The sequence below is a fragment of the Bradyrhizobium sp. 138 genome, assembly GCF_023074075.1.
Classification (GTDB): Bacteria; Pseudomonadota; Alphaproteobacteria; order Rhizobiales; family Xanthobacteraceae; genus Bradyrhizobium.
Map to the genome: position 1 here is coordinate 463,758 of NZ_JADPKT010000007.1, position 23,360 is coordinate 487,117.

Genomic DNA, 23,360 nt, shown 5'->3' on the forward strand with positions numbered 1-23,360 from the left:
CCCTCGCCTCTAGCAATTTCGAGACCTTAGCCGAGGATGGTGCCCGGCTCGACCTTCACGCCCGGGCCCATCGTCGAGGACACCGCAACGCGCTGGATGTAGGTCCCCTTGGAACCGGCCGGCTTGGCCTTGGAGACAGCATCGGCCAGGGCCTTGATGTTCTCGACCAGCTTCTCCTCGGAGAACGAGGCCTTGCCGACGCCGGCCTGCAGGATGCCGGCCTTCTCGACACGGAACTCGACCGAGCCGCCCTTGGCACCCTTCACCGCACCGGTGACGTCCATGGTCACGGTGCCGATCTTCGGGTTCGGCATCAGGCCGCGCGGGCCGAGCACCTTACCGAGACGGCCGACCAGCGGCATCATGTCGGGGGTGGCGATGCAGCGGTCGAAATCGATCGAGCCGTTCTGCACCTTCTCGACCAGGTCTTCGGCGCCGACGACGTCGGCACCCGCAGCCTTGGCCTCATCGGCCTTGGCGCCGCGGGCGAACACGCCGACGCGGAGCGTACGGCCGGTGCCGTTCGGCAGGGTCACGACGCCGCGGACCATCTGGTCGGCGTGACGCGGATCGACGCCGAGGTTGATCGCGACCTCGATGGTCTCGTCGAACTTCGCTTTCGCGCGTTCCTTGACCATCTTGATGGCGTCCGCAAGCGGATAAAGCTTTTCGCGGTCAACACCTTCGCGGGCTTTGTTCAAACGCTTTCCGATTGCCATAGCCGCTTACCCCGCCACTTCCAGACCCATCGAACGGGCAGAGCCCTCGACCATCTTCATGGCCGATTCGATCGAGTCGCAATTCAGATCCTTCATCTTCTTCTCGGCGATCTCGCGCACCTGCGCCTTGGTCACCTTGCCGGCCTTGTCGCGGCCCGGCGCCTTCGAGCCGGACTGGATCTTGGCAGCCTGCTTGAGGAAGAACGACATCGGGGGCGTCTTCATCTCGAAGGTGAACGAACGATCGGCGTAGATCGTGATCACCACGGGAATCGGGGTGTTCTTCTCTTCCTTCTGGGTCTGGGCGTTGAACGCCTTGCAGAACTCCATGATGTTGAGACCGCGCTGACCGAGCGCGGGACCGATCGGGGGCGAAGGATTCGCCGCACCGGCCGGGACCTGAAGCTTCAGGTATCCGGTCACTTTCTTTGCCATGTATCACTCCTGTTGTGCCGGCATGCCGCCGGCGGTTTCAGGTTCGTGGTCGGGATCAACAGGCGGCTGGCAACCGCCCTCGTCCTCCCACGGCCTCTTCTAGCGTGAGACCGAAGTCTCGCGCATTACCCGGTCAGACCTTCTCGACCTGACCGAATTCCAGTTCGACCGGCGTGGCGCGGCCGAAGATCGACACCGCGACCTTCACGCGCGAGCGCGCCTCGTCGATTTCCTCGACGACGCCCGAGAACGAGGCGAACGGGCCATCGGCCACGCGCACGTTCTCGCCGATCTCGAACGACACCGACGCCTTCGGCCGTTCCACGCCCTCCTGCACCTGGTGCAGGATGCGCATGGCCTCGGCTTCCGAGATCGGCATCGGCTTGTTCTCGGCGCCGAGGAAGCCCGTAACCTTCGGCGTGTTCTTGATCAGATGAAACGCCTCGTCGGTCAGCTTCATCTTCACCAGCACGTAGCCCGGGAAGAACTTGCGCTCGGCGTCGATCTTGCGGCCGCGGCGCACTTCCGTGACCTTCTCGGTCGGAACCAGCACCAGCTCGAACAGCTCCTCGAGCCCGCGCTGCTTGGCCTGCTCGCGGATCGATTCGGCGACCTTCTTCTCGAAGTTCGAATAGGCGTGGACGATGTACCAGCGCTTGTCAGACAGTTGAGCGGTTGCTGTTGCCATCAGTGGATGCCCAGAAGGAAGGTGATGAGGACACGGATAATCTGGTCGGCGGCGAAGAAGAAGATCGAGGCCACGGCGACCATGACGAACACCATGATGGTGGTGATCGTGGTCTCGCGGCGGGTCGGCCAGGTGACCTTGGCCGTCTCCGAGCGCACTTCCTGCAAGAACTTGAACGGGCTGACTGCCATCGTTTTGATGTCCAACGTCCGTCGACAGACGCGAATGAATTTCAGGGATCCGAACAGCCGCCGTTGGCCCAGCCCTCTGTCTCGAAGGATGAGCCGGAAACCGGGCTCGATTGTTCGGGGATTTCAAAGCCGCGCCGGAGATCCGCGTCTAACGGGCCGGCTGCGAGTGCGGGGTATCTACTGCGAATGGGGCCAAAGGTCAAGATACAGGAGGCTCGTCTGGCCCCATCGCCGTTCCTGGGCGGCAGAGCAGAGCGCAGGCGAATCAAGAACTTATCTGCCCCACCCTTGCACGGCCTGACGGCACGCGCGGTCAGTCGGCCCGGTCGACCATCGAAATGCCCGGCAGCGGCACCACGAACTTTCCACCTTCGGCGAAATAGCGGGCGTGCTTGGCCCGGATCGGGTCGACATAGCGCCAGGCGAAGACGACCACGAATGCCGGCTTGCGCTCGTAGAGGGTGGCGGGCGGCAGGATCGGAATGTCATATCCCGGGCCGGCCATCACGTTCCCCTTCTTGGGGTCGTCGTCCACCAGGAAGTCGATCTTGCTCTCCAGGCCGAACTGCGGCAGCAGGGTCGTGGTGCCGACCGAGACGCCGTAGCCGGCAACGAGCTGCCCGCGCGCATGGGCGGCATCGGCCATCGCGACCAACTCGTCGCGGATCGCGGCGATCCGCTTCACGTAGGGCGCATAATAGGCCGGCTGATCGACGCCGAGCCGCTCTTCCTCGGCAACGAAGCGCGCGACCTCGGCCGACGGTTTCTTGGCGCCACCGGCACGCTGCACGGTCACGCGGATCGAGCCCCCCTTGGTCCAGATGTGCTGGACGTCGATCAGCTCCATGCCGAGCCGGGCAAAGAAACGGATCAGCGGCTTGATGTTAAAATACGACAGATGCTCGTGATAGACGGTGTCGAGCAGGTTCTTCTCGGTGACGTCGACGCCGTATTGCGTTTCGAAGACGAACAATCCATCCGGCGCGAGCACGTCGCGAACTCCGATCACCAGCGGATCGAGATTGTCGACATTGGCGATCATGTTGTTGGCGATCACGACGCTCGCCGCGCCGTGGCTCTGCAGGATGCGGTGACCGATGGCATCGGTGAAGAAATCGCCGATGGTCTCGATTCCCGCCTCCGTCGCGCGCCGCGCAATGTCGACCGCGGGATCGACACCCAATACCCGCATCCCGCGCTCCCTGAAGAAGCCGAGCAGCGATCCGTCATTGCTACCGAGCTCGACGACCAGCGAGCCCGGCGCAATGCCGAAGCGGCTGACGACGTCGTTGGCATAGCCGGCGAAGTGCTCACGCAGGCCGAGCGAGAGCGAGGTGGTGTAGACGTAGTTGCGGTACTGGATCTCGGGATTGCCGACATGGAGAATCTGGAGATGGCCGCAATCCCTGCACAGATGCAGCGCCATCGGCACCGCGGCCCGGAACACCGGATCGTCGACGCTGGCGTCCGGGACCTGGAAGTTCGGCGTGCCGATCGGCATGCCTGCCATCGGGACGACAAGCTCCTGCTTGTCCGAATGACAGAGGCGGCAGGTATGGCGGACGTAGAACAGATTTTTCATCGTGGAACCGAAAAATGAGACACGCGATCGGGTGAGGCAATCTCACCCCGTGAAGACCAGACCGGCAGCAACGGGCTCAAACGGGTCATGGGTGGCTCGAGACTTCCTTGCCCAGCCCATAGCTGGGCGCTTCCTCCGCTGCCTTGGCAGCCTTGTCCGCGGAATATGAGCCGCGCTCCGGACTTGCCAACCAGATCGCACCGCCGACGAGCCCGATGATCACGCTGATGGCGCCCAGCAGGAGCGAAACCGACAGCGCTTCCTCGGAAGGCACGCCCGCCAGACCGAGGCAGGCGACCATCGCTCCCTCACGAACGCCCCAGCCGCTGATCGAGATCGGGACGGCCGTCAACAGCACCACCGGCGGAATCAGGACGACGGCGTCCAGCACCGAGAGCTGGGCTCCGACACCGCGCGCCAAGGAGTAGCACGCCGCCGCGGTCACGAGGTGGATGAGAAGCGCCGACCCGAACAGCAAAGCGCGGCGCTCGGACTGCAGGAGAAGAAACCTGACCAGCGTTCCGAACCGGACGAAGCTTGCGATCGCCGGATGCGCGATGAGGCGCCCAGGCAAACGGTCGAGCGTCAACAGGACCACGGTGCCGGCGACGCCTGCCAGCGTCAGCCCACCGATGGCCAGGATCGCGGCCTGATTGGACACGCGCGACAGCAGCAACGGCAATCCGGCCACCATCAGCACGATCAGCCCGATCAATGCCGTGAAACGGTCGGCCGCAACGCCCTTGACCGCCTGCGGCCATTGCACGCCACGCTGGCGCAGCAGCCACATCCGCACCGCGTCCCCGCCGACCGACGACGGCAACACCTGATTGAACCAGAGGCTGATCATGAGGATGCGCCAGCCCGCGAGCCACTGCAGCGACACGCCGAGCGCGCGCATGATCAGCTCCCATCGGCCGTTGAGCACGAAGGTCTGGAAGAAGATCAGCGCCAGCGCGAGCGCAAACAGGAAAGGATCGACCGAGACGAGATGGCTACGCAACCGTTGCAGGTCGAGCCCGCGCGCGATGTAGACCAGCACGGCGATCGACAGCAGCAGCTTTACCGAAAACAGGGCCGCCTGTTTGAACCGCGACTGCATCTTGTGTCCGCCTCAGGATGCCGGATATTCCGCGCGACCGATGACGAGGTCGATCGCGGCCATCATCCAGAACTGGTGCGTGGTTTCGACAATGTTGTAGCTGCGGCTATCGACCCAGAAATTGACGTCGCCGAGATTGCGCAGAGGATTGTCAGCGTTCATCCCCGACAGCGCGATCACATCGAGCTTCATCGCCCTCGCCTGCGCAACCGCGTTGAGGATGTTCTTCGAGCGTCCCGACGAGCTGATCGCGACCAGGCAGTCGCCGGCACGGGCGTTCAGCCGCACGGCGTGCGCGATCCAATCCTCGAACCCGTAGTCGTTGGCAAGGCAGGACATCATGCTCGCGTCGCTGAAGCAGAGCGCAGGCACCGATGCGTTCTTCGCCAGATCGATCGCCAGATGCGAGGCGATGCCGGCCGAGCCGCCATTGCCGATGAAGATGACGCGGCCACCCTGCTCGCGCGTGCGCAACCAGGCGGCGCGGGTGGCGGAGATCCCGGCAAAAACGATGTCGTCGACCGCCGTCGCGCGATGGAGGCGCCCCACATAATCGTCGAGGAAAGCCTTGTGATCGGGATCGACGGACTCGGCGGGCATGGGCTGGCGGCTCGATTGCAACATGGCCGGGTGATACCGGCTATTACCAAGGATTGCAAAGGTATAATGCTTGCAAAGTCGGCGAGCGGCTGATAGTCGGCTTTCGAGTTTCACTTAACATTGGCGGGCCTGTTTCGCTGGGCATTCGCGTCACGGATGTTCCCCATGAAATGCATTGTCACTGGCGGCGCAGGTTTCATCGGAAGTCACCTCGTCGACCGCCTCCTCGATGATGGCCATGAGGTCATCGCGCTCGATAATTTCGTGATCGGCCGCCCCGAAAATCTGGCCTCGCGCGCCAATTCGAGCCAGCTGAAGGTCGTGCGGGCCGATGTCACCGACCTCGAATCGATCAAACCGTATTTCCACGGTATCGACTGGGTCTTCCACCTCGCGGCGCTGGCCGACATCGTCCCCTCGATCGAGTCCCCGATCCCGTATCATCGCGCCAATGTCGACGGCACGGTCAACGTTCTCGAGGCGGCGCGGCACGCGGGCGCCAAGCGTTTCGTCTACGCTGCGTCGTCATCCTGCTACGGCATTCCCGACGTCTATCCGACGCCGGAAAGCGCCGAGATCCGGCCGATGTATCCCTACGCGCTTACCAAGAATCTCGGCGAGCAGTGCGTTATGCACTGGTGCCAGGTCTACAAGCTGCCCGCGGTCGCGCTGCGCCTGTTCAACGTATACGGGCCGCGTCATCGCACCACCGGCACTTACGGCGCGGTGTTCGGCGTGTTCATGGCGCAGAAGCTCGCCGGCAGGCCCTTCACGGTGGTCGGCGATGGCGAGCAGACGCGCGACTTCACCTTCGTCAGCGACGTCGCGGACGCCTTCGTGACTGCCGCGCGCTCCGATATCTCGCACGAAATATTCAACGTCGGTTCGGACAACACCTACAGCGTCAACCGGTTGGTCGAGCTTCTCGGCGGCGACAAGGTCCACATTCCCAAGCGCCCGGGCGAGCCCGATTGCACCTACGCCGACATCACCAAGATCAAGCGAGTCCTGAACTGGACGCCGAAGGTGAAATTCGAGGACGGCGTCGCGACGATGCTGAAATCGATGGATCAGTACAAGGACGCGCCGCTGTGGACGGTCGACAAGATCGCCGACGCCACCAAGGACTGGTTCAAATATCTCGGTGACGACAAGGGCTCGCCGAAGGCAAGCTCTTGAACAGGTTCGCCGGATATCGTTGCTGCGAGTCGATCAATTTCGCGCCGGCCATTTGAGACCTACCGGCGCTTTGGGTAATTCACATGGGTAATGCACCGACAGACAAGCCGGCCGGCCATCCGGCACCGCACGAGAAGATCAAGACGATCGAGGAGCTCGGCGCGGTTGCGCGCGCTGCGCAGGCAAAGGGCCAGACCGTCGCGCTGTGCCACGGCGTGTTCGATCTGGTGCATCTCGGCCACGTCCGGCACATCCTGGCGGCGCGCAACGAGGCCGACGTGGTGATCGTGACCATCACCGCCGACCGTTTCGTCAACAAGGGCCCGGGGCGGCCGATCTTTCCGGAGAACATGCGCGCCGAGATGCTGGCCGCGCTCGGCACGGTCGATTGGGTCGGCATCAACCGGACCTCCAGCGCCGAGCCGGTCCTCGATACCGTGCGTCCCGACATCTACGTGAAGGGCTCGGACTACGAAAACCCCGAGGATGACGTCACCGGAAAGATCGCCACCGAGCGCGATGCGGTCGAACGTCATGGCGGGCGGATCGTCTTCACGCGCGACGTGACCTTCAGCTCGTCGTCGCTGCTGAACCGCTACTTCGACATCTACGACCCACCCTTGCGCGACTATCTCCAGAAGGTGCGTGAAGGCGGCGGCGCCGAACGCCTGCTGAGGCTGATCGACAAGATCCAGGACATGCACGTCGTGCTGGTCGGCGACACCATCATCGACGAATACCAGTACGTCACGGCGCTCGGGAAGGCTTCGAAGGAGAACATCGTCGCTACGCTGTTCAAGAATGGCGAGCAATTTGCCGGCGGCGTCATTGCCGCGGCCAATCACGTGGCGAGCTTCTGCAAGTCGGTGGAGATCGTCACGACGCTGGGCGGCAACGACTACCCCGAAGAGTTCATTCGCGCGCATGTCCGCCCGAACGTCACGCTGACGCCGATCCGCATCCAGGGCCGCCCGACGACGCGCAAATTGCGGTACGTCGAGATGGGCTATCTGCACAAGCTGTTCGAAGTCTACACGATGGACGACACGCCGCTGGACGAGAGCGCGCGCAAGGAGATCGACAAGGTCACCGCGGAACGCGCGCGCGGCGCGGACGTGGTCATCGTCACCGATTTCGGTCACGGCATGATCGCGTCCAGCACGATCGACACTTTGATCGCGAACTCCAAATTCCTGGCGGTCAACGCCCAGAGCAACAGCGGCAACCACGGCTACAATCTGATCACGAAATATCCACGGGCCGACTACGTCTGCATCGACGCGCCGGAAGCGCGCCTCGCCGCCACCGACAAGTTCAACGACATTGCATCGGTGATCCAGGACGGCCTGCACGGCAAGATCGATTGCGACAACATGATCATCACGCACGGCTCCTTCGGCTGTTACCCCTTCTCGTCGAAGACCGGGGTCGCGCGTGTGCCCGCTTTTACCAAGACCGTCGTGGACACGGTCGGCGCCGGCGATGCGTTCCTGACGATTACGGCGCCGCTGGTGGCGGCCGGCGGCAATATCGAGGACGTCGCCTTCATCGGTAACGCGGCGGGCGCGATCAAGGTCGGCATCGTCGGTCACCGCAGCTCGGTCGAAAAGGCGCCGCTGGTCAAATTCGTCACCGCGTTGTTGAAGTGATGCGAACGAGAAATTCGGAGAACGACAAGTGATTGATCAGAAATGGAACGTGATGGTCACCGGTGGCGCCGGCTATGTCGGCAGCGTGCTGGTTCCCCGGTTGCTGGCGGCCGGCCACATGGTCACGGTGCTCGACCTCTTCATGTACGGCGATGACGTCTTCAACGCCGTTCGCGACAATCCGAACCTGCGCCTGATCAAGGGCGACATCCGCGACGAGGCCGCGATCAACGAGGCCCTGCGCGGCAACAATGCGGTGATCCACCTCGCCTGCATCTCCAACGACCCCTCGTTCGAGCTGGATCCGGGGCTCGGCAAGTCCATCAACTACGACTGCTTCCGTCCGATGGTGCGCGCCGCGAAGAAGGCCGGCGTCAAGCGCTTCATCTATGCCTCCTCGTCGAGCGTTTACGGCATCAAGGACGAGGCCGAGGTGACCGAGGAACTGTCCTGCGAGCCGCTCACGGACTACTCCAAGTTCAAGGCGATGTGCGAGACCGACCTCGCCGACGAGGCCACGTCCGGCTTCGTCACCTGCACGGTTCGTCCGGCCACCGTCTGCGGCTACGCTCCGCGGCAGCGGCTCGACGTCGTCGTCAACATCCTGACCAACCTCGCGGTCAACACCGGCCGCATCCGCGTGTTCGGCGGAACGCAGAAGCGGCCCAATCTGCACATCGAGGACATGTCGGCGGCCTATCTTTTCCTGCTTCAGCAGGAAGACGCGAAGATCGACGGCAAGACCTACAATATCGGCTACGAAAACCACTCGCTGATGAAGATCGCCGACATCGTCAAATCGGTGGTCGGAAACAACGTCGACGTCGCCGTCGAGCCGACCGATGATCTGCGCTCCTACCACGTCTCCTCGGAGAAGATCCGCCGCGAGCTCGGATTTGCGCCGACGCACACCATCGAGCAGGCCGTGTCTGGCCTCGTGGACGCCTTCAGGGCCGGCCGCCTGCCGAACTCGCTGAGCGATCCCCGGTATTTCAACATCAAGATGATGCAGAACATCAGCCTGAAGTGAGCGGCGTGCGGATCGGCATCGATTTCGACAACACGATCATCTGCTACGACAAGGTCTTTGCCGCCGCCGCGCGCCAGCGTGGGTTGGTGCCGGAGGGCTGGGTCGGGCTGAAGACCGAGTTGCGGGATTTCTTGCGGTCCCGCGCCGGCGGTGAGCTGGCCTGGCAGGGGCTGCAGGGCTTCGTCTACGGCAAGGGCATTGGCGGCGCCGGGATCTATCCTGGCGTCCGCGAGTTCCTTGCGGCGTGCCGCAAGGCCGGCGCGAGCGTCTACATCGTCAGCCACAAGACCCGGTTCGGTCACCAGGATCCCGAGCGCGTCGATCTGCGCGAGGCGGCGCGCGGCTGGCTGAAGGGCGCGGGCCTCATCGACGTCGCCGATGCGGCGTTGGCGGCAGGCGATATCTATTTCGAGGACACGCTGGCGGCCAAGGTCGAGCGGCTCGCGAGCCTCAAGCTCGATATCTTCATTGACGATCTCGTCGATGTCTTCGAGCAGCCGCATTTTCCGAGGGCGACCCGATCGATCCTGTTCACGCAGTCGCAGCCTCCCCATCCCGCGCATTGCGAACCGATCGCGACCTGGGTCGATATCCACCGCGGAGTGTTCGCACAATGAGCGAGCCCGACCTGAGCGCGCAGGATGCGATCTCGATCGGCAGCCGCCTCTCCGGGGCACGGATCGTGGCCGCCCAACCGGCGCGGTCCGGCGGCAACAACCGGGTGTTTCGGCTGGAGATGGCGGAGGGTTCGCCCCTCGCCCTCAAGCAATATCCGTCCGACGGGCGCGATCGCCTGGGACAGGAATATGACGCGCTATCGTTTCTGTCGCGCCACGGTATCGTCTCGACGCCGCGCCCGGTCGCGAAGGACGCGGATGCGTTCTGCGCCTTGTATCAATGGTTCGACGGCGAAGCGGCGGTGCTGCGTCCCCAGAAAGACGATGCCGACCAGCTCGCCAATTTCCTGATCGAATTGCAGAAGCTGCGCGAGACCGAGGGTGCGCAGAATTTGCGGAACGCCTCAGCCAGCATCTTTTCGCCCGAGCAAGCCGTCGCCCAGTACGAGCAGCGTCTCGACGGCCTGAGGCGGGCCTCGGACGATCATCCGGACCTGCGCGCATTCATCGACGGCAGCCTGATTCCCAGCACGGCCGCCGCGATTCAGCGACTCCGTCAACGCTATGCGGAACTGGGCCGGGATCCCGCAGCGGACCTGGCACCCGCCCATCGCGCATTGAGCCCGTCGGATTTCGGATTGCACAACGCGCTGCGCACCGAAGATGGCAGGCTGCGCTTCATCGACTTCGAATATTTCGGCTGGGACGATCCGGTCAAGCTGGTGTCCGACACCGCGATTCACCCGGGCAGCGATCTGCCGGAGGCCAGCGCGAACCGATTGATCGAACGGCTCTCGCGCGCCTTCGAGGCTAGGGATGACGCGTTTGCGATCCGCCGTGACGTACTGTATCCTGTGTTCGGGGCGATTTGGTGCCTGATTGTCCTGAATGCTTATTTGCCGGAAAGCCGCTCCCGGCGCGCCCTGGCCGCGCAAGGAGGCGATCTGACGGTCCGCCTTGCCGGTCAGCTCGACAAAGCCCGCCGGCTCCATCAAACGATTTGCCAACGTGATCCAGATCTCACCCCACGCTGAAGCCGCCCTCACCTGCATGCTGGACGAGCGCAGTCTTTATTTGCGCCGCCTTGTCCTCGGTTCTGTCCGTTCGGCGGGACGCGGCCATGTCGGACCCGCCCTGTCGCTGATCGAGATGGTGCGCGTGCTCTACGACGACGTGCTGCGGATCGACCCGAACAACCCGCGTGATCCCGATCGCGACCGCGCGATCCTCAGCAAGGGACACGGTTGTCTGGCGCTCTATGCGCTGCTCGCCGATCGCGGTTTTTTCCCGCTGTCGGAGCTGGACGGCTTTTGCGGCCCCGACAGTATTTTGGGCGGACATCCCGAATACGGCATGGTGCCGGGCGTCGAGGCGTCGACCGGTGCGCTCGGACACGGCCTGTCGATCGGCGTCGGCCTTGCGCTCGCCGCCCGCATGCGCGAGCGCAGCTACCGGACCTTCGTCCTGCTCGGCGACGGCGAGATCAACGAGGGATCGGTGTGGGAGGCCGCCATGGGCGCGGCCAAGCACGGGCTCGATAATCTGGTCGCGATGGTCGACTACAACAAGCTGCAGAGCTACGGGCCGACCGACTACGTCCTGCCGCTGGAGCCACTCGCGGACAAATGGCGCAGCTTCGGCTTCGCCGTGCAGGAGCTCAACGGCCATGACGTCGGCGCCCTGCGCACCGTCCTGAAGCAGGTCCCGGCCGTTCCGGGCAAGCCCACCGCGATCATCTGCCATACCGTCAAGGGCAAGGGTCTGCCGGCTGCAGAATCCAACGCCGATTGGCATCACAAGAACAAGCTGACCGACAGCGAGCTCGACGCCATCCGCGTCGCCGTCGGCGATTTTTGATCGGCTCCCCATGCGCAACACCGCCATGAACATGGTCCACAAGCTCGCCGCGCGCGACGAGCGTGTGCTCTACATCGGCTCCGATCCTGGCGCCGGCACGCTGCGTGCGATGAGCAAGGAATTTCCCAAGCGCCATCTGATCGAGGGCATTTCGGAAGCGCACATCATCGGCATGTCGGCAGGCCTCGCGATGGAAGGCTTCGTGCCTTACGTCAACACCATCGCGACTTTCCTCACCCGCCGCTGCTACGAACAGGTGGCCGTCGATCTCTGTCTGCACAATCTGCCGGTGCGGCTGATCGCCAATGGCGGCGGCCTCGTCTATGCGCCGCTCGGCCCCACGCACCAGGCGATCGAGGACATCGCCATCATGCGCGCGCTGCCGAACATGACGGTGGTCTGCCCGTGCGACGCCGACGAGGCCGCGCGACTGATGGACAAGACGCTCGACTGGACCGGGCCGATCTACATCCGGCTCGGCAAGGGCGGCGACGCGATCGTCTCCAAGGCCGAGCACGGTTTCGAGATCGGCAAGGCCATCCTGATGCGGCCGCCCGGCGACGTTCTCATGGTGACCACCGGCATCATGCTTCAGCGCGCCATTGCCGCAGCTGACCTACTGGCCGCGCAAGGCATTCGCGCCGGCATCCTGCACATGCACACCGTGAAGCCGTTCGACACCGAAGCGCTGCTGCAGGCGGTTCGCGGCGTCAAGCTCGTGGCAACACTGGAGGAGCACGTGCCCTCGGGCGGCCTCGGCAGCGCCGTTGCGGAGGCCTTGATCGACAAGCTCGGTTCAAGCCTGCCGGCGATGCTTCGGTTGTCGCTGCCGGACCGCTTCATGCACAATTACGGCTCGCAGGACTCCCTGCTGAAGAAGCACGGGCTTTCCGCAGCCGCGATTGCAACCTCGATCGAGCGCGCGCATGCCGCCTCGCACACCCCCTCTCCTCAACTCCACTCCACCTGACGGGTCACATGTACGACGTTCGATATTCTTATCTGCTCGAGCAATTCTCCGACCCCGCCCCGATCCTGGCCGAAATCGGCCGGCTGGTGGCGACCGGTGACTTCACCCTTGGCAAGCCGGTTGCCGAATTCGAGAAGCGCTTTGCCGAACTGATCGGCGTGCGCCACGCCATCGGCGTCGGATCCGGCACCGATGCTCTCAAGCTGCCGCTCAAGGCACTCGGCATTGGTCATGGCGATGAGGTCATCACCGCCGCCAACACCTTCATCGCCACCGTCGGCGCCATCGCGGAGACCGGCGCGACGCCGGTGCTGGTCGACTGCGACGATTCCTTCTGCATGAACGTCGACCAAGTCGAAGCCGCCATCACTGAGAAGACCAAGGCGATCATGCCGGTTCAGTTGACCGGCGAGGTCACCGACATGGGCAAGCTGATGCCGATCGCCCAGCGTCACAACCTGCCTGTCGTCGAGGACGCCTGCCAGGGCATCTTGTCGGAGTTTGCGGGCAAACGCTCCGGCACCCACGGCATCGCAGCCGGCTTCTCCCTGCACCCGCTCAAGAACCTCAACGTCTGGGGCGATGCCGGCGTCGTCGTCACCAATGACGACGGCATGAACGAGAAGCTCCGCCTGATCCGCAATCACGGCATGAAGAACCGCGACGAGATCGCGATCCTCGGCTGCAATTCGCGGCTGGATTCGCTCCAGGCCGTCGTCGGCAACTGGCTGATCGGCCAGACCAGCGAAATCACGCGGCGCCGGATCGAGAATGCGGCCTATTACGACGCCGGCCTTGCCGGCCTGCCCGGCCTGCGCGTTCCGCCGCGCCGTCCCAACGTGAAGCACGTCTATCATCTCTACATGGTGTTCGCCGAGCGGCGCGACGAGCTCTACAAATACTGCCTGGACAACGGGGTCGAGGCCAAGATCCATTATCCCATCCCGCTGTATCAGCAGGAAGGCCTGAGGCATCTCGGTTACGCGCCCGGCGCCTTCCCGGTTACCGACCGCCACGCCAAGGAAGTCATCAGCTTCCCCGTCGACCAGCATCTGACGCGCGCACAGCAGGACCGCGTCATCGAGACTGTCAGGACGTTCTGCCATGGACGCTGACACCGGCCGCCGGCGGATCGGTTACGTCAATCTTCCCGCGCAATTCGAGGAAGAGCGCGCCGAGATCATGCAGGCGGTGGAAGGTGTATTCCAGCGCGGCGATTTCATCGGCGGCGCGGCAGTCGGAAAGCTCGAGGAGGAATTGTCGGCCTATCTCGGCTCGCCGCATGTGGTGACGCTGAATTCCGGCACCGACGCGCTGATCCTCGCCTTGCGGGCGCTCGACATCGGCCCCGGCGACGAGGTCATCACCCCGCCGAACTCGTTCGTGGCATCGACCGCCGCGATCATCGCAGTCGGCGCCACGCCTGTCTTTGCGGACGTGCTGCCGGACCAGAACATCGATCCGGCCGCGGTCGAGGCCGCCGTCACGGCGCGCACCAAGGCGATCATGCCGGTACATCTGACCGGGCGCATGGCCGACATGGCCCCGCTGGTGGCGATCGCGGACAAGCACGCGCTCGCCGTGATCGAGGACAGCGCCCAGGCGGTCGGCTCGACCTATGACGGCCGCATGAGCGGCACCATGGGAACGTTCGGCTGCTTCTCCGCCCATCCTCTGAAAAATCTCAATGCCGCCGGCGATGCCGGCTTCCTCGTCACCGCCGACGCCGAGCTCGCCGCACGAATCCGCCGGCTGCGCAATCACGGCCTGATCAACCGCAGCGACGTCCAGGAATGGGGCATCGTGTCACGGCTCGACACGCTCCAGGCCGAGGTGCTGCGGATCCGCCTGCGCAACCTGCCCTCCGTGATCCAGCGCCGGCGGCGCAACGCCGCGCAATACCGCGCCGAGCTCGCAGGGCTCCCTCTGTTCATTCCGCCCTGCCGCAACATCGAATTCAACACCTTCCATACCTTCGTGGTGCAGACCGACCGCCGCAACGACTTCCAGAAATATCTCGCCGACAAGGGCATCGAGACCGCAATCCACTATCCGGTCCCGATCCACCTGCAGCCGGCGGCGGCCCATCTGGGCCACGGCCGCGGCGCGTTCCCGGTGACGGAACGGCAGGCGGATCAGATCCTCACGCTGCCCATCAACCAGTTCCTGTCGGCCGCCGATATCAGCTATATCTGCGCGACCGCCCGGGAGTATTTTGCATGACGGATACGGACTTCCTTCAGGCCGATGAGCAGGCGCTGGCGCAACGCTTCATCGACAACGGCTTCGTCACCACGCCGGCCGACGATCGCGCCGGGCTCGATCGGATCCAGCGGCGCGCCGCCGAGCTCGCGGCGGATTATCTGAAGCTGCCGCACAGCAACGATCCCTACGCGATGCTCGACAGCATCCACACGCGGGTGAGCGTCGACGATCTCAACGGGCTGCGGCTCCACGTCTTCAACGGCCTCAACGCCGAGCCCTGGTTCCGGCCGACCTATTTCCGTCTGGCGCGCTCGACGATCGAAACCATCGTCGGCAACGAGCTCTGCATGCAGCGCCGCGTCAATCTCAGCATCCAGATGCCCGGTGACGATTCCTCGCTGCTCGCCACCCATTCCGATGTCTGGTCGGGCGATTCGCCGTTCGAGGTCGTGGTGTGGGTGCCGCTGGTCGACGTCCACCGCACCAAAGCGATGTACCTGCTGCCGCCGTCGCTGAACGGCAACATGCAGGACCGGATGGCTGACTTGCGCAGCGCCGAGGAACTGTACAAGACGATCAAGCCGCACGCGACCTTCATCGAGATTCCCTACGGTCACGTGATGCTGTTCAACCAGACTCTGATGCACGGCAACCGCGTCAACGAGGAGCCCGGCACGCGCTGGAGCATGAACTGCCGCTTCAAGAGCATCATGTCGCCCTACGCGGACAAGCGCTTCGGCGAGTTCTTCGAGCCGATCCTGCTGCGCCCGGCGACGCGGGTCGGCATGCAATACAAGCTGCCGGGAGGCTTCCATGCCTGAGCGAGCCGGCCATCGCGGCTATATCGGCGCCCGGCCGCTGAACGGCAGCCGTACCCCGCAGCACGTCCAGAACATCGTGATCCGCGACTACGCGCGGCGGAAGAACCTGCAATTTCTGCTCAGCGCCGTCGAGCACATCATGCCCGGCAGCTACATGGTGCTCGAGGACATCCTGGACGAGCTGCCCCGCCTGAACGGCATGATCCTCTACAGCATCTTCATGCTGCCGCCCGACGAGGCGCGGCGGCTGCAGATCTACGACCGCGTGCTGCGCGAAGGCTGCGACCTCCACGCCGCGGTCGAGGAGATCACGCTGTCGTCGCAGAAAGACATCCAGGCCGTCGAGGACATCCTGCTGGTCAACAAATACGCGACCATCCTGTGACGATGGCGCGGACCGATTGACGATCATGGCCGAGATCAACCTGCTCCAGCCGATGCACGCGTCGACCAGGCGGAACTACGTTCAGCGCGTGGTCGAGCACGACAAGGCGGAATCCGCCACCGTGGCGCGGCAATGGGGGCGCGACTATTGGGACGGCGACCGGCGCTATGGCTATGGCGGCTATCGCTATGACGGACGCTGGCGCCCGCTCGCCCAGACGCTGATCGATCGCTACGGCATCAAGCCCGGCATGAGTGTGCTCGATGTCGGCTGCGGCAAGGGCTATTTGCTCTACGAGTTCACCCAGCTCGTCCCCGACCTCACGGTCGCCGGCATCGACATCTCCGACTACGGCATCGCCAATGCCAAGGAGGAGGTGCGGCCGCAGCTCCAGGTCGGCAGCGCCGTCGAGCTCCCCTACCCCGATCACAGCTTCGATCTCGTGGTGTCGCTCGGCGTGCTGCACAATCTTCCGCTCGAGGACGTCTTCCGGGCCGTGGCGGAGATCGAGCGCGTCGGACGGGGCGCATCGAAATATCTGATGGTCGAATCCTTCCGCAACGAACGCGAGAAGGCGAATTTGCTCTACTGGCAGCTCACCTGCCTGAGCTTCCACGGTCCGGAAACCTGGGCCTGGATCTACGACAAATGCGGGTACCGGGGCGACCATGGGTTCATCTTCTTCGAATGAGGCGACGAGCCCACGCCGGCCGACGTCGCTGCGCGCGCAAAATCCCGAAGTCTATTATTCGGACGACGCCATCGTCACGGCCGATGACGCCACGATCGCGGAGCTGAAGCGCATCGCCGCCGGCAACCCGCGTCTGCGCAGCCGGCTGTGCACGCACCCCGATCCCTCGTCCGGCCTGCACGAGATGCTGATCGTGCATCATCGCGAGGCCTATGTGCGGCCCCACAAGCATTTTGGCAAACCTGAATCGTTTCACCTGATCGAAGGCACCGCACAGGTCGTGATCTTCGAGGACGACGGCCGCATCCGCGACGTGCTGGAAATGGCGCCATATGGCCAGGGTGCCCTGTGCTATTACCGGATGCCCGAACAGGTCTACCACTCGATCCTGATCACCTCGGAGTGGCTGGTGTTCCACGAAACCACCGCCGGTCCGTTCGATCCCTCCCGTACCGCATTTCCCGACTGGGCCCCCGATGGCAGCGACGCCGCCGAGGTCCAGGACTACGTCACACGGATTGCCACGCTCGCCGCGGAGCATCTGGCGAGGAAATAGCCTCCGACCGTCCCTGCACGACGATCCCGCCGCGAATGATCGAGGACGACACCAGCCGATGAAGCCGCCTGCAAAAGCACTGGTTACTCTGGCCAAGCTCGCCGTCTCGGTCGGTATCCTCGTATTGTTGTTGCGGTCTCAGGATTTGTCGTCCCTGCAAGCCGATCTTCTCGCTGTCAAACTGGACATGCTGGCGCTCGCGGTGCTGCTGCTGTTTGTCCAGACCTTCGTGCTTTGCCACCGCTGGATCCTGATCCTCCGCGCCATCAACGTGCCGCTGGATTGGCTGCCCGGCTGGCGCATTCTCATGGTCAGCACCTTTTTCAACCAGGTGCTGCCCGCAGGCGGCGACGCGGTCCGGATCTGGATGCTGCGGCGGCATGGCGTGCAATGGTCGCCGACCATCAGCAGCATCGTAGCCGATCGGTTTCTTGCGCTGCTGGCGCTTGGTGCCGTCATATTGGCAGGAATGCCGTTCCTGCTGCAACGGATCAGCGACAGCTCGCTGCTGTTCGCGATCATCATCGTTCTCGTCATTGCGTGTTTCGGCCTCATCGCTCTGCTCACGCTGGATCGCTGGCCGCCTCGCATCATCGCCGCCCTGCCGGCCGGGATCGTGCAATTCACGATGCTGGTCAGGGCTCCGCTGGCGGCCGAAGGACGCGGAACGCTGATGGCGGCCGCCGTCATCATCCATCTGATCACGGTCGCGGCTTGCTATGTCCTTGCGACCGGCCTCGACGCGCCGCTCTCCCCGCTCGATGCTTTCGTTCTTGTTCCGCTTGTCATTCTGTCGTCCGCGGTTCCGATCTCGATCGGAGGATGGGGCGTGCGAGAAGGCGCAATGGTTGCCGCGCTCGCCCTCGCCGGGATCGCATCCGACAAGGCGCTTGCCATATCGGTTTTGCTCGGCCTTGGCGGCCTGATCGTCGGACTGTTCGGTGGGCTGGTATGGCTGATCGCGCCTGAGCGCGCCAATTTCAGCGCCGACGAGGCGCGCGGCATTGCCAAGCCCGCCGACGTCACACCCATCTAGCAACGACAAAGATGACTATCCTTCAAGCCTTTCATCCTGCAGCCAATCGACCGAGCCCCCTTCAGTCGATCTGCGCTTTTTTCGTCGACGCGACAGCGGATTAGACAAAGCAATGACAATTAACCAAGCGAATTTGCGCACCGGTCTCGAGGCGCTGTGGTGGCGCGTCCTCGTCTTCGCGCCGGCCGCTGCTTCCATCTGGTACCTGAACCGGACGGGAACGTACCGAACACTGATATTCGACGGGGGCTGGACAACGCGATTTTACGTCGTCGCCTGGATCGTCCTGACGCCATATCTCGGCTGGTTCATCATGGCGGCCGGCCGCCTGACGTTTTCCCTCATCAAGCACGAACCCGCTCAGCGCGTGGACGAATTTTTCGTTGGCGCGGCCACGCTGATGCTGATGGGATTTGGGCTTGGCGCGCTTTCCCTTCTGTATCCGCAGATTGTTCTTGGGTCTGCGATCGCGGTTCTCTGGTGGGACACCCTCACCTTCAAGGCGTCGCGCAAATTCGCCGTGACCTTGCCGCTGATCGCGATGTCGATACTGGGCCTTTGGCTTCTGGTGACGGTGTTTCTCGATCGTGCCGTCATGCCCGACGTCATTTCGACCGACGTTCCGCAGCTCTACGCACCGTATCTTGCCGAAGTTGCGAGAAATCACAGCATCTGGCTTGCGGCCGACAATCCCATCTTCTCCGACTTCGAGATCGGCCACGGTAACGGACTGCACTTGCTGCTGGCGACGTTTCTACCTCCTCACGTCGCCCAGATCATCTCATTTCTCTACTTCGTCGGCATCGCCGCGGTCATTTTCGAGCTCGCCCGCATTGTTGTGCCGTTGCGGGCTCTCGGACGGTCGTGGGAGGACGCAATGACACCGATTGCGCTCGGCCTGGCCGTCCTCGGGCTTGCGTGGCCGCGTACGATGCCAAGCGTCAAGGCCGGCCTCCACATCATGGAGTTCGGCAAATATCATCTTCAGACGGCGGCGTTCTTCGTCTATTTCCTGCTGGTCGTCATTCGCTCTTCCCAAAGCCGCGACAGGTTTGCCGCCGGCATCTGCGGCCTTGCCGTCGCCGCCTCCTATCCGCTGTACGTCTCGCTCGTCTTCGTGATCTCATCGCTGGGCGTGTTCACCAAGACGATTCAACGAGACCGCCCCGGCCTCGTCACCAGCGTCCTGCTGGGTTTGGGAGCGCTCACGGGATGCATTCTCGCGTTCTCCGTCAATTACTTCTATCTCGGAATTCCAGCGACAAATCCATATTCGCTTTTTCGGCGTATCGTGGCGATCGAGCGGTTTTCGCAGTTCGGCAGCCTCGACATTCTGGATTATTTCGTGCTGGCGCAGTCGCTGGAGGTCAGCGACTTCCTGAGCAAAGCTGGAGTCGTCGCCTTCCTCAGACAGGCCAGGTCGGTTCTCACGGTCGCTTTCCTCATCGTGGTGGCGATCTCCGCCGTCGCGTTCGCCGAGTCAAAGCTCCGTCGCGATCGACCGGATGGCGCGAAGTTGCCGCCGCTGCCCAATCCTGCAGGTCTCTTCATCGTTGTCGCCTACGTTGCCAGCGTCCGTCTGCTGGACATGACGCTGAACATTCCCAGCCTGATCAGACTGTCCATTCACGTGAACGCGCTGTTCCCGCTTGCGACCGCCGGGATCGCTTGCTGGGGCCTGGTTCTGTTACGGCGGTTCGGGCTTGCCTGGTTCTCGGGACGCTTGGCTCCCTCTGCCGTGCTCGTGGCGCTTTTGGCCACGTGCGCCTGGATGACCACCACCTATCCCTGGCAGACCTTCAGGGATGACCGGGCCATCGCTTTTGTGCAGGGCCGTCCACTCGATCAGATGCCTCGTGTCAGCCAGAATTGGCAGCGCTGTGACGAGCTGCAGCAATCAACCGGCGCAGATCGCATTCTCGCCCTCAATGGCTACCGCGCGATGGTGCCCTGCTATTTCTCGCCGCTGCTCACGCGCGGCAAAGTCATCCACACCTATGAAAGCGACGTCGCGCGCGACTTCAGGAAGATCGCACTAGGAACCGCCGACACGGCAGAGGCCGCCCTTCGGGCGCTCGGCGTCAAGCTGTTCTATGTCCAGAAGCAGAATTGCGATTTCTGGCTCAACGGCTTCTCCGACCTCTTTCGGGGGGCTGAGCTGGAGAAGCGATTCGCCCTTCACAGCGAGACTCCGAACTACTGGATGTTGACGTGGAGGGATGGCGATCAAACATTGAGTCCCCAAGTCGAGGCCGGCATTTCCGCACTACGGACGAGGTCGAAAGAAATCTACCAGGAGGCTTACGGCATAGAGCCGTTTGAGGTGGTCAAGCACCGTTCTGTCCCCAACGGTAAGCGAGCAGACATCAAAGCCCTCGATCAGGTCTTCACCTGCCACTAAGTCGTGCTTCGCTCCGATCTCGTTGGTTCCGCGCATGTTCGGCAAGACGGAAGCCCGCGGCGAAGGCCACGGGTGCCAGCTTCAGAGGACCTCCGGGGCTTGTGAATAGCCCGCCCGGGGCAACTTAAGAATTGTGGCACGGCCTGCGGCGCTATATAGGCTTCAACTGCGCCGCGTATCGCCTGGGCGCCGCTGTTCCCTTGCCTTTCCTGCAAAGAGTCAAAGCCGTGACCGACCATTGCCGCCTTTGCCATTCGACCAACCTGCGTCCGGTCATCGACCTCGGACTGATGCCGATTGCACATCGGCTGCGGCATAGCCGAAACGAGCGGGAGGAACGGTATCCGTTCGAGGTGCTGGCCTGCGGCGATTGCGGCCTGCCCCAGATCGTCAAGCCGATCGATCCCGACATTCTGTACCGCCAGTTCAACTACAATTTCAGCAGCTGGAAGCCCGAACCGCACCAGGTGGACGAGCTCGACACCATCGCGAAATTCTCGAAGCATCAGTCGGTGTTCGAGATCGGGTGCAATGACGGCCTGTTCATGGACAGGCTACGCGAGCGCGGCACCAAGGTCATGGTCGGCGTCGAGCCCAATCCGGTGTCGGGCAAGATCGCTCGCGAGCGCGGCATCAAGGTCTATGCCGACATGCTCAGCCCGGAGATGGCCCACGACGCAGTCGCTCAGTCCGGCAAATTCGACCTCGTCATATCGCGCCAGGTGCTCGAGCACATCGTCGATTTTGAGAACTTCTTCGCCTGCGTGAAGATCGCGCTGAAGGAGGATGGGCTGCTGTTCATCGACGTGCCCGATTTCGCGCCCGGCTCGGCCGTTGGAGATCTCTCCGTGCTCTGGGAAGAGCACGTCAGCTATTTCACCGAGCCGACCCTGCTCGCGCTACTGGCGCGCCATGGCTTCGAGGCGGTGTCCGTGAAGAAATACAATTTCAGCGGCGGCAGCCTCGCGATCGCGGCCCGCCGTGCCGCAGGCACGGTGAAGGTGCCGCCTGCGCCATCCGGCGTCGGCGAGAAATTCGGTCAGCGCGCAAGAGAGTATGGCGCACGTCTCCGCCCGATTCTCGCGAAAGCTCGCGCGAGCGGTGCCGAGATCGCCATCTACGGCGCCGGCTGCCGCGCCTGCACCTTCACCAACGCCCACGAGCTGGCGGATCTCGTCGACGTCTCGGTCGACGATCAGAAAGAGCGCCAGGGGCTGTTCCTGCCCGGCACCGGCATTCCGATCCGCTCGCCCGACGACCTTGCCGGCAAGTCGGGGCCGCTGGTCTGTCTTCTCGCCGTGAACGAGGAGAACGAGGCCAAGGTCAGCAGCCGGCTGCGCGAGGCCGTGAAGCGCCCGCTGCAGATCGTTTCGATCTTCGCGCCCTCCGACATCTGGAGCGAGCTCGATCGCCTCGAGGCGGCGCTAAGGTCGCAGCATGGCTGAGGACAAGCTCTTCAACTATTACGAACGTCAGGATGTTCTGCCGACGTTCGGGAATTTCAAGTCGGCCGCCGAGCTCGAGGCCTACGCCAGCCAGCGGCGCGAGCTGTTTTCGGATAAGCTGATGCTGCCGCCACGGCTGTTCCGAAATGCCGAGGTGCTCGAATTCGGCCCCGATTCCGGCGAGAACGCACTGGTGTTTGCCGGCTGGGGCGCCAACATGACGCTCGCCGAACCGAACAGGCATGCACATCCGAAGATCGAGGCCTATTTCGCGCATTTCGGCTTGACCGAACCTCTCCGCAAGCTTGCACTGGCTGATGTCGAGGGCTTCGGCAGCGACCGCGGTTTCGACATCATCGACGCCGAAGGCTTCATCTACACCGTGCAGCCCAGCGAAAAGTGGCTCGGCATCTTCCACCGCCTGCTCAATCCGGACGGTTACGCCGTCGTGTCCTACTACGAGCGGTATGGCGGCTTCTTCGAGCTCGCGCTCAAGGCGATCCATGCGGCCGGCAAGGCATTGACCGGTCGCGCCGCACTCGTAACGGCGAAGATGCTGTTCGAGGCGAAGTGGAACAGCATCCCGCACACGCGCAGCTTCGAATCCTGGCTGATGGACGTGCTGGAAAATCCGTTCGTTCGGCATCGCTACTTCCTCGATGCGGCCGCCTTGTGCACGGCGGCGCATGAACAGGGATTCGACGTCCATTCGGCATGGCCCGCCTACCGCGACAGCCTGGACATCTACTGGCACAAGAAGGTCCTGCCCGGCGACGAGAAGCTGCGTCGCGCCGCACGTCACCTCGACCGCAGCCGCCTGAGCTTCCTCGGCGGGCGAAAGCTCTATCTGGTCGGCAAGGCCGATGCAGTGCAGGCGATCTCGGCATCGATCGAGGCGCTGGTCCTCGACGTCGATGCGATGATCGACGATCCCTTCGGCGAGAGCCTGCCGCGCGTGGTCGCGGGCCTCGCGTCCCTGCGCGAGACGATCCGGACGAGCGACATTCTCGCCGACGATGCTGCCGACATCGAAGCCATGATTGCGACGCTCGACAGTTTCCATCGCATCTTCGGCGCGATCGGGCGACGGGATGCGTCCGCGGTCGCCGCCCTCACCCAGTCGGATCCGGCGTTCATCAACACCTGGGGACAGCCGGCGCATTTCCTCGTCGTCCGGAAGCGCTTCAAGGGATCGTAGCCA

Annotated in this window: 24 protein-coding genes; 17 read left to right on the forward strand and 7 right to left on the reverse strand. The window is 63.5% G+C overall.

Annotated elements, in window-relative coordinates; translation table 11 throughout:
- Positions 1-26: 26 nt before the first annotated feature.
- The 7 genes from rplA to IVA79_RS06745 all read right to left on the reverse strand — a co-directional run bounded on the left by rplA (position 27) and on the right by IVA79_RS06745 (position 5,317).
- Positions 27-719: a 50S ribosomal protein L1 gene (gene rplA, locus IVA79_RS06715; protein ID WP_014494487.1), complete on the reverse strand. Its 693-nt coding sequence runs from the start codon at positions 717-719 to the stop codon at positions 27-29.
- Between the two features lie 6 nt (positions 720-725).
- Positions 726-1,154, reverse strand: coding sequence for a 50S ribosomal protein L11 (gene rplK / locus IVA79_RS06720; RefSeq protein ID WP_006611824.1), 429 nt, complete (start codon positions 1,152-1,154; stop codon positions 726-728).
- Positions 1,155-1,287: 133 nt separating this feature from the next.
- Complete coding sequence (nusG, locus tag IVA79_RS06725; RefSeq protein ID WP_007602985.1) at positions 1,288-1,842, reverse strand: transcription termination/antitermination protein NusG; 555 nt, start codon at positions 1,840-1,842, stop codon at positions 1,288-1,290.
- Positions 1,842-2,033, reverse strand: a complete 192-nt coding sequence (gene secE / locus IVA79_RS06730; RefSeq protein ID WP_007602984.1) for a preprotein translocase subunit SecE — start codon at positions 2,031-2,033, stop codon at positions 1,842-1,844. Before secE ends, nusG begins: the two co-directional genes overlap by 1 nt.
- A 313-nt stretch (positions 2,034-2,346) precedes the next feature.
- Positions 2,347-3,615: a class I SAM-dependent methyltransferase gene (locus IVA79_RS06735; protein ID WP_247551152.1), complete on the reverse strand. Its 1,269-nt coding sequence runs from the start codon at positions 3,613-3,615 to the stop codon at positions 2,347-2,349.
- An 85-nt stretch (positions 3,616-3,700) separates the two neighbouring features.
- On the reverse strand, positions 3,701-4,717 hold the full coding sequence (locus tag IVA79_RS06740; protein ID WP_247551155.1) for a lysylphosphatidylglycerol synthase transmembrane domain-containing protein: 1,017 nt from the start codon (positions 4,715-4,717) through the stop codon (positions 3,701-3,703).
- 12 nt (positions 4,718-4,729) lie between these two features.
- A complete protein-coding gene (locus tag IVA79_RS06745) occupies positions 4,730-5,317 on the reverse strand; it encodes an SIS domain-containing protein (protein WP_247551157.1) in 588 nt (195 codons plus the stop codon).
- A gap of 165 nt (positions 5,318-5,482) precedes the next feature.
- On the opposite strand from IVA79_RS06745, the gene IVA79_RS06750 reads away from it, so the two are divergent.
- From IVA79_RS06750 to IVA79_RS06830, 17 genes are all read left to right on the forward strand, one after another.
- Entirely contained in the window at positions 5,483-6,496 is a 1,014-nt protein-coding gene (locus IVA79_RS06750; RefSeq protein ID WP_247551159.1) for an SDR family oxidoreductase, read from the forward strand.
- Positions 6,497-6,579: 83 nt separating this feature from the next.
- Positions 6,580-8,145 carry a PfkB family carbohydrate kinase gene (locus IVA79_RS06755; protein ID WP_247551162.1) on the forward strand — a complete coding sequence of 522 codons (1,566 nt, stop codon included), beginning with the start codon at positions 6,580-6,582 and terminating at the stop codon, positions 8,143-8,145.
- A gap of 28 nt (positions 8,146-8,173) precedes the next feature.
- Positions 8,174-9,175 (forward strand): SDR family oxidoreductase, encoded by a 1,002-nt coding sequence (locus IVA79_RS06760; RefSeq protein ID WP_247551164.1) that lies wholly within the window; start codon positions 8,174-8,176, stop codon positions 9,173-9,175.
- 5 nt (positions 9,176-9,180) lie between these two features.
- Positions 9,181-9,792 carry a hypothetical protein gene (locus tag IVA79_RS06765; RefSeq protein ID WP_247551166.1) on the forward strand — a complete coding sequence of 204 codons (612 nt, stop codon included), beginning with the start codon at positions 9,181-9,183 and terminating at the stop codon, positions 9,790-9,792.
- The gene (locus IVA79_RS06770) at positions 9,789-10,826 is read left to right on the forward strand and encodes an aminoglycoside phosphotransferase family protein (protein WP_247551168.1); all 1,038 of its coding nucleotides are present in this window, start codon (positions 9,789-9,791) and stop codon (positions 10,824-10,826) included. The genes IVA79_RS06765 and IVA79_RS06770 overlap by 4 nt, the downstream gene beginning before the upstream one ends.
- Entirely contained in the window at positions 10,801-11,649 is an 849-nt protein-coding gene (locus tag IVA79_RS06775) for a transketolase (protein ID WP_247551170.1), read from the forward strand. Before IVA79_RS06770 ends, IVA79_RS06775 begins: the two co-directional genes overlap by 26 nt.
- A gap of 10 nt (positions 11,650-11,659) precedes the next feature.
- Positions 11,660-12,619, forward strand: coding sequence for a transketolase C-terminal domain-containing protein (locus IVA79_RS06780; RefSeq protein WP_247551173.1), 960 nt, complete (start codon positions 11,660-11,662; stop codon positions 12,617-12,619).
- A gap of 8 nt (positions 12,620-12,627) precedes the next feature.
- Positions 12,628-13,734: a DegT/DnrJ/EryC1/StrS family aminotransferase gene (locus IVA79_RS06785; protein ID WP_247551175.1), complete on the forward strand. Its 1,107-nt coding sequence runs from the start codon at positions 12,628-12,630 to the stop codon at positions 13,732-13,734.
- The gene (locus IVA79_RS06790; RefSeq protein WP_247551177.1) at positions 13,724-14,842 is read left to right on the forward strand and encodes a DegT/DnrJ/EryC1/StrS family aminotransferase; all 1,119 of its coding nucleotides are present in this window, start codon (positions 13,724-13,726) and stop codon (positions 14,840-14,842) included. The genes IVA79_RS06785 and IVA79_RS06790 overlap by 11 nt, the downstream gene beginning before the upstream one ends.
- Positions 14,839-15,645: a sporadic carbohydrate cluster 2OG-Fe(II) oxygenase gene (locus tag IVA79_RS06795; protein WP_247551179.1), complete on the forward strand. Its 807-nt coding sequence runs from the start codon at positions 14,839-14,841 to the stop codon at positions 15,643-15,645. The genes IVA79_RS06790 and IVA79_RS06795 overlap by 4 nt, the downstream gene beginning before the upstream one ends.
- The gene (locus IVA79_RS06800; RefSeq protein WP_247551181.1) at positions 15,638-16,030 is read left to right on the forward strand and encodes an LIC12192 family sporadic carbohydrate cluster protein; all 393 of its coding nucleotides are present in this window, start codon (positions 15,638-15,640) and stop codon (positions 16,028-16,030) included. The genes IVA79_RS06795 and IVA79_RS06800 overlap by 8 nt, the downstream gene beginning before the upstream one ends.
- Before the next feature lie 25 nt (positions 16,031-16,055).
- Complete coding sequence (locus IVA79_RS06805; protein WP_247551183.1) at positions 16,056-16,721, forward strand: class I SAM-dependent methyltransferase; 666 nt, start codon at positions 16,056-16,058, stop codon at positions 16,719-16,721.
- On the forward strand, positions 16,699-17,277 hold the full coding sequence (locus IVA79_RS06810) for a WbuC family cupin fold metalloprotein (RefSeq protein ID WP_247551185.1): 579 nt from the start codon (positions 16,699-16,701) through the stop codon (positions 17,275-17,277). The genes IVA79_RS06805 and IVA79_RS06810 overlap by 23 nt, the downstream gene beginning before the upstream one ends.
- A 58-nt stretch (positions 17,278-17,335) precedes the next feature.
- The gene (locus IVA79_RS06815; RefSeq protein ID WP_247551186.1) at positions 17,336-18,313 is read left to right on the forward strand and encodes a lysylphosphatidylglycerol synthase transmembrane domain-containing protein; all 978 of its coding nucleotides are present in this window, start codon (positions 17,336-17,338) and stop codon (positions 18,311-18,313) included.
- A gap of 112 nt (positions 18,314-18,425) precedes the next feature.
- The gene (locus IVA79_RS06820) at positions 18,426-20,714 is read left to right on the forward strand and encodes a hypothetical protein (RefSeq protein ID WP_247551188.1); all 2,289 of its coding nucleotides are present in this window, start codon (positions 18,426-18,428) and stop codon (positions 20,712-20,714) included.
- A gap of 227 nt (positions 20,715-20,941) precedes the next feature.
- Positions 20,942-22,159, forward strand: coding sequence for a class I SAM-dependent methyltransferase (locus IVA79_RS06825; RefSeq protein ID WP_247551190.1), 1,218 nt, complete (start codon positions 20,942-20,944; stop codon positions 22,157-22,159).
- A complete protein-coding gene (locus tag IVA79_RS06830) occupies positions 22,152-23,357 on the forward strand; it encodes a class I SAM-dependent methyltransferase (protein ID WP_247551192.1) in 1,206 nt (401 codons plus the stop codon). Before IVA79_RS06825 ends, IVA79_RS06830 begins: the two co-directional genes overlap by 8 nt.
- Positions 23,358-23,360 lie beyond the last annotated feature (3 nt).

What these genes read in the sequence shown, in the direction of transcription:
- IVA79_RS06820 (WP_247551188.1), top strand. Translation starts at nt 18,426, where the DNA reads ATGACAATTAACCAAGCGAATTTGCGCACCGGTCTCGAGGCGCTGTGG.
- IVA79_RS06800 (WP_247551181.1), top strand. Translation starts at nt 15,638, where the DNA reads ATGCCTGAGCGAGCCGGCCATCGCGGCTATATCGGCGCCCGGCCGCTG.
- IVA79_RS06795 (WP_247551179.1), top strand. Translation starts at nt 14,839, where the DNA reads ATGACGGATACGGACTTCCTTCAGGCCGATGAGCAGGCGCTGGCGCAA.
- IVA79_RS06780 (WP_247551173.1), top strand. Translation starts at nt 11,660, where the DNA reads ATGCGCAACACCGCCATGAACATGGTCCACAAGCTCGCCGCGCGCGAC.
- nusG (WP_007602985.1), bottom strand. Translation starts at nt 1,842, where the DNA reads ATGGCAACAGCAACCGCTCAACTGTCTGACAAGCGCTGGTACATCGTC.
- IVA79_RS06745 (WP_247551157.1), bottom strand. Translation starts at nt 5,317, where the DNA reads ATGCCCGCCGAGTCCGTCGATCCCGATCACAAGGCTTTCCTCGACGAT.
- IVA79_RS06815 (WP_247551186.1), top strand. Translation starts at nt 17,336, where the DNA reads ATGAAGCCGCCTGCAAAAGCACTGGTTACTCTGGCCAAGCTCGCCGTC.
- IVA79_RS06830 (WP_247551192.1), top strand. Translation starts at nt 22,152, where the DNA reads ATGGCTGAGGACAAGCTCTTCAACTATTACGAACGTCAGGATGTTCTG.
- IVA79_RS06810 (WP_247551185.1), top strand. Translation starts at nt 16,699, where the DNA reads ATGGGTTCATCTTCTTCGAATGAGGCGACGAGCCCACGCCGGCCGACG.
- IVA79_RS06805 (WP_247551183.1), top strand. Translation starts at nt 16,056, where the DNA reads ATGGCCGAGATCAACCTGCTCCAGCCGATGCACGCGTCGACCAGGCGG.
- IVA79_RS06740 (WP_247551155.1), bottom strand. Translation starts at nt 4,717, where the DNA reads ATGCAGTCGCGGTTCAAACAGGCGGCCCTGTTTTCGGTAAAGCTGCTG.
- secE (WP_007602984.1), bottom strand. Translation starts at nt 2,033, where the DNA reads ATGGCAGTCAGCCCGTTCAAGTTCTTGCAGGAAGTGCGCTCGGAGACG.
- rplK (WP_006611824.1), bottom strand. Translation starts at nt 1,154, where the DNA reads ATGGCAAAGAAAGTGACCGGATACCTGAAGCTTCAGGTCCCGGCCGGT.
- rplA (WP_014494487.1), bottom strand. Translation starts at nt 719, where the DNA reads ATGGCAATCGGAAAGCGTTTGAACAAAGCCCGCGAAGGTGTTGACCGC.
- IVA79_RS06735 (WP_247551152.1), bottom strand. Translation starts at nt 3,615, where the DNA reads ATGAAAAATCTGTTCTACGTCCGCCATACCTGCCGCCTCTGTCATTCG.
- IVA79_RS06750 (WP_247551159.1), top strand. Translation starts at nt 5,483, where the DNA reads ATGAAATGCATTGTCACTGGCGGCGCAGGTTTCATCGGAAGTCACCTC.
- IVA79_RS06785 (WP_247551175.1), top strand. Translation starts at nt 12,628, where the DNA reads ATGTACGACGTTCGATATTCTTATCTGCTCGAGCAATTCTCCGACCCC.
- IVA79_RS06755 (WP_247551162.1), top strand. Translation starts at nt 6,580, where the DNA reads ATGGGTAATGCACCGACAGACAAGCCGGCCGGCCATCCGGCACCGCAC.
- IVA79_RS06770 (WP_247551168.1), top strand. Translation starts at nt 9,789, where the DNA reads ATGAGCGAGCCCGACCTGAGCGCGCAGGATGCGATCTCGATCGGCAGC.
- IVA79_RS06790 (WP_247551177.1), top strand. Translation starts at nt 13,724, where the DNA reads ATGGACGCTGACACCGGCCGCCGGCGGATCGGTTACGTCAATCTTCCC.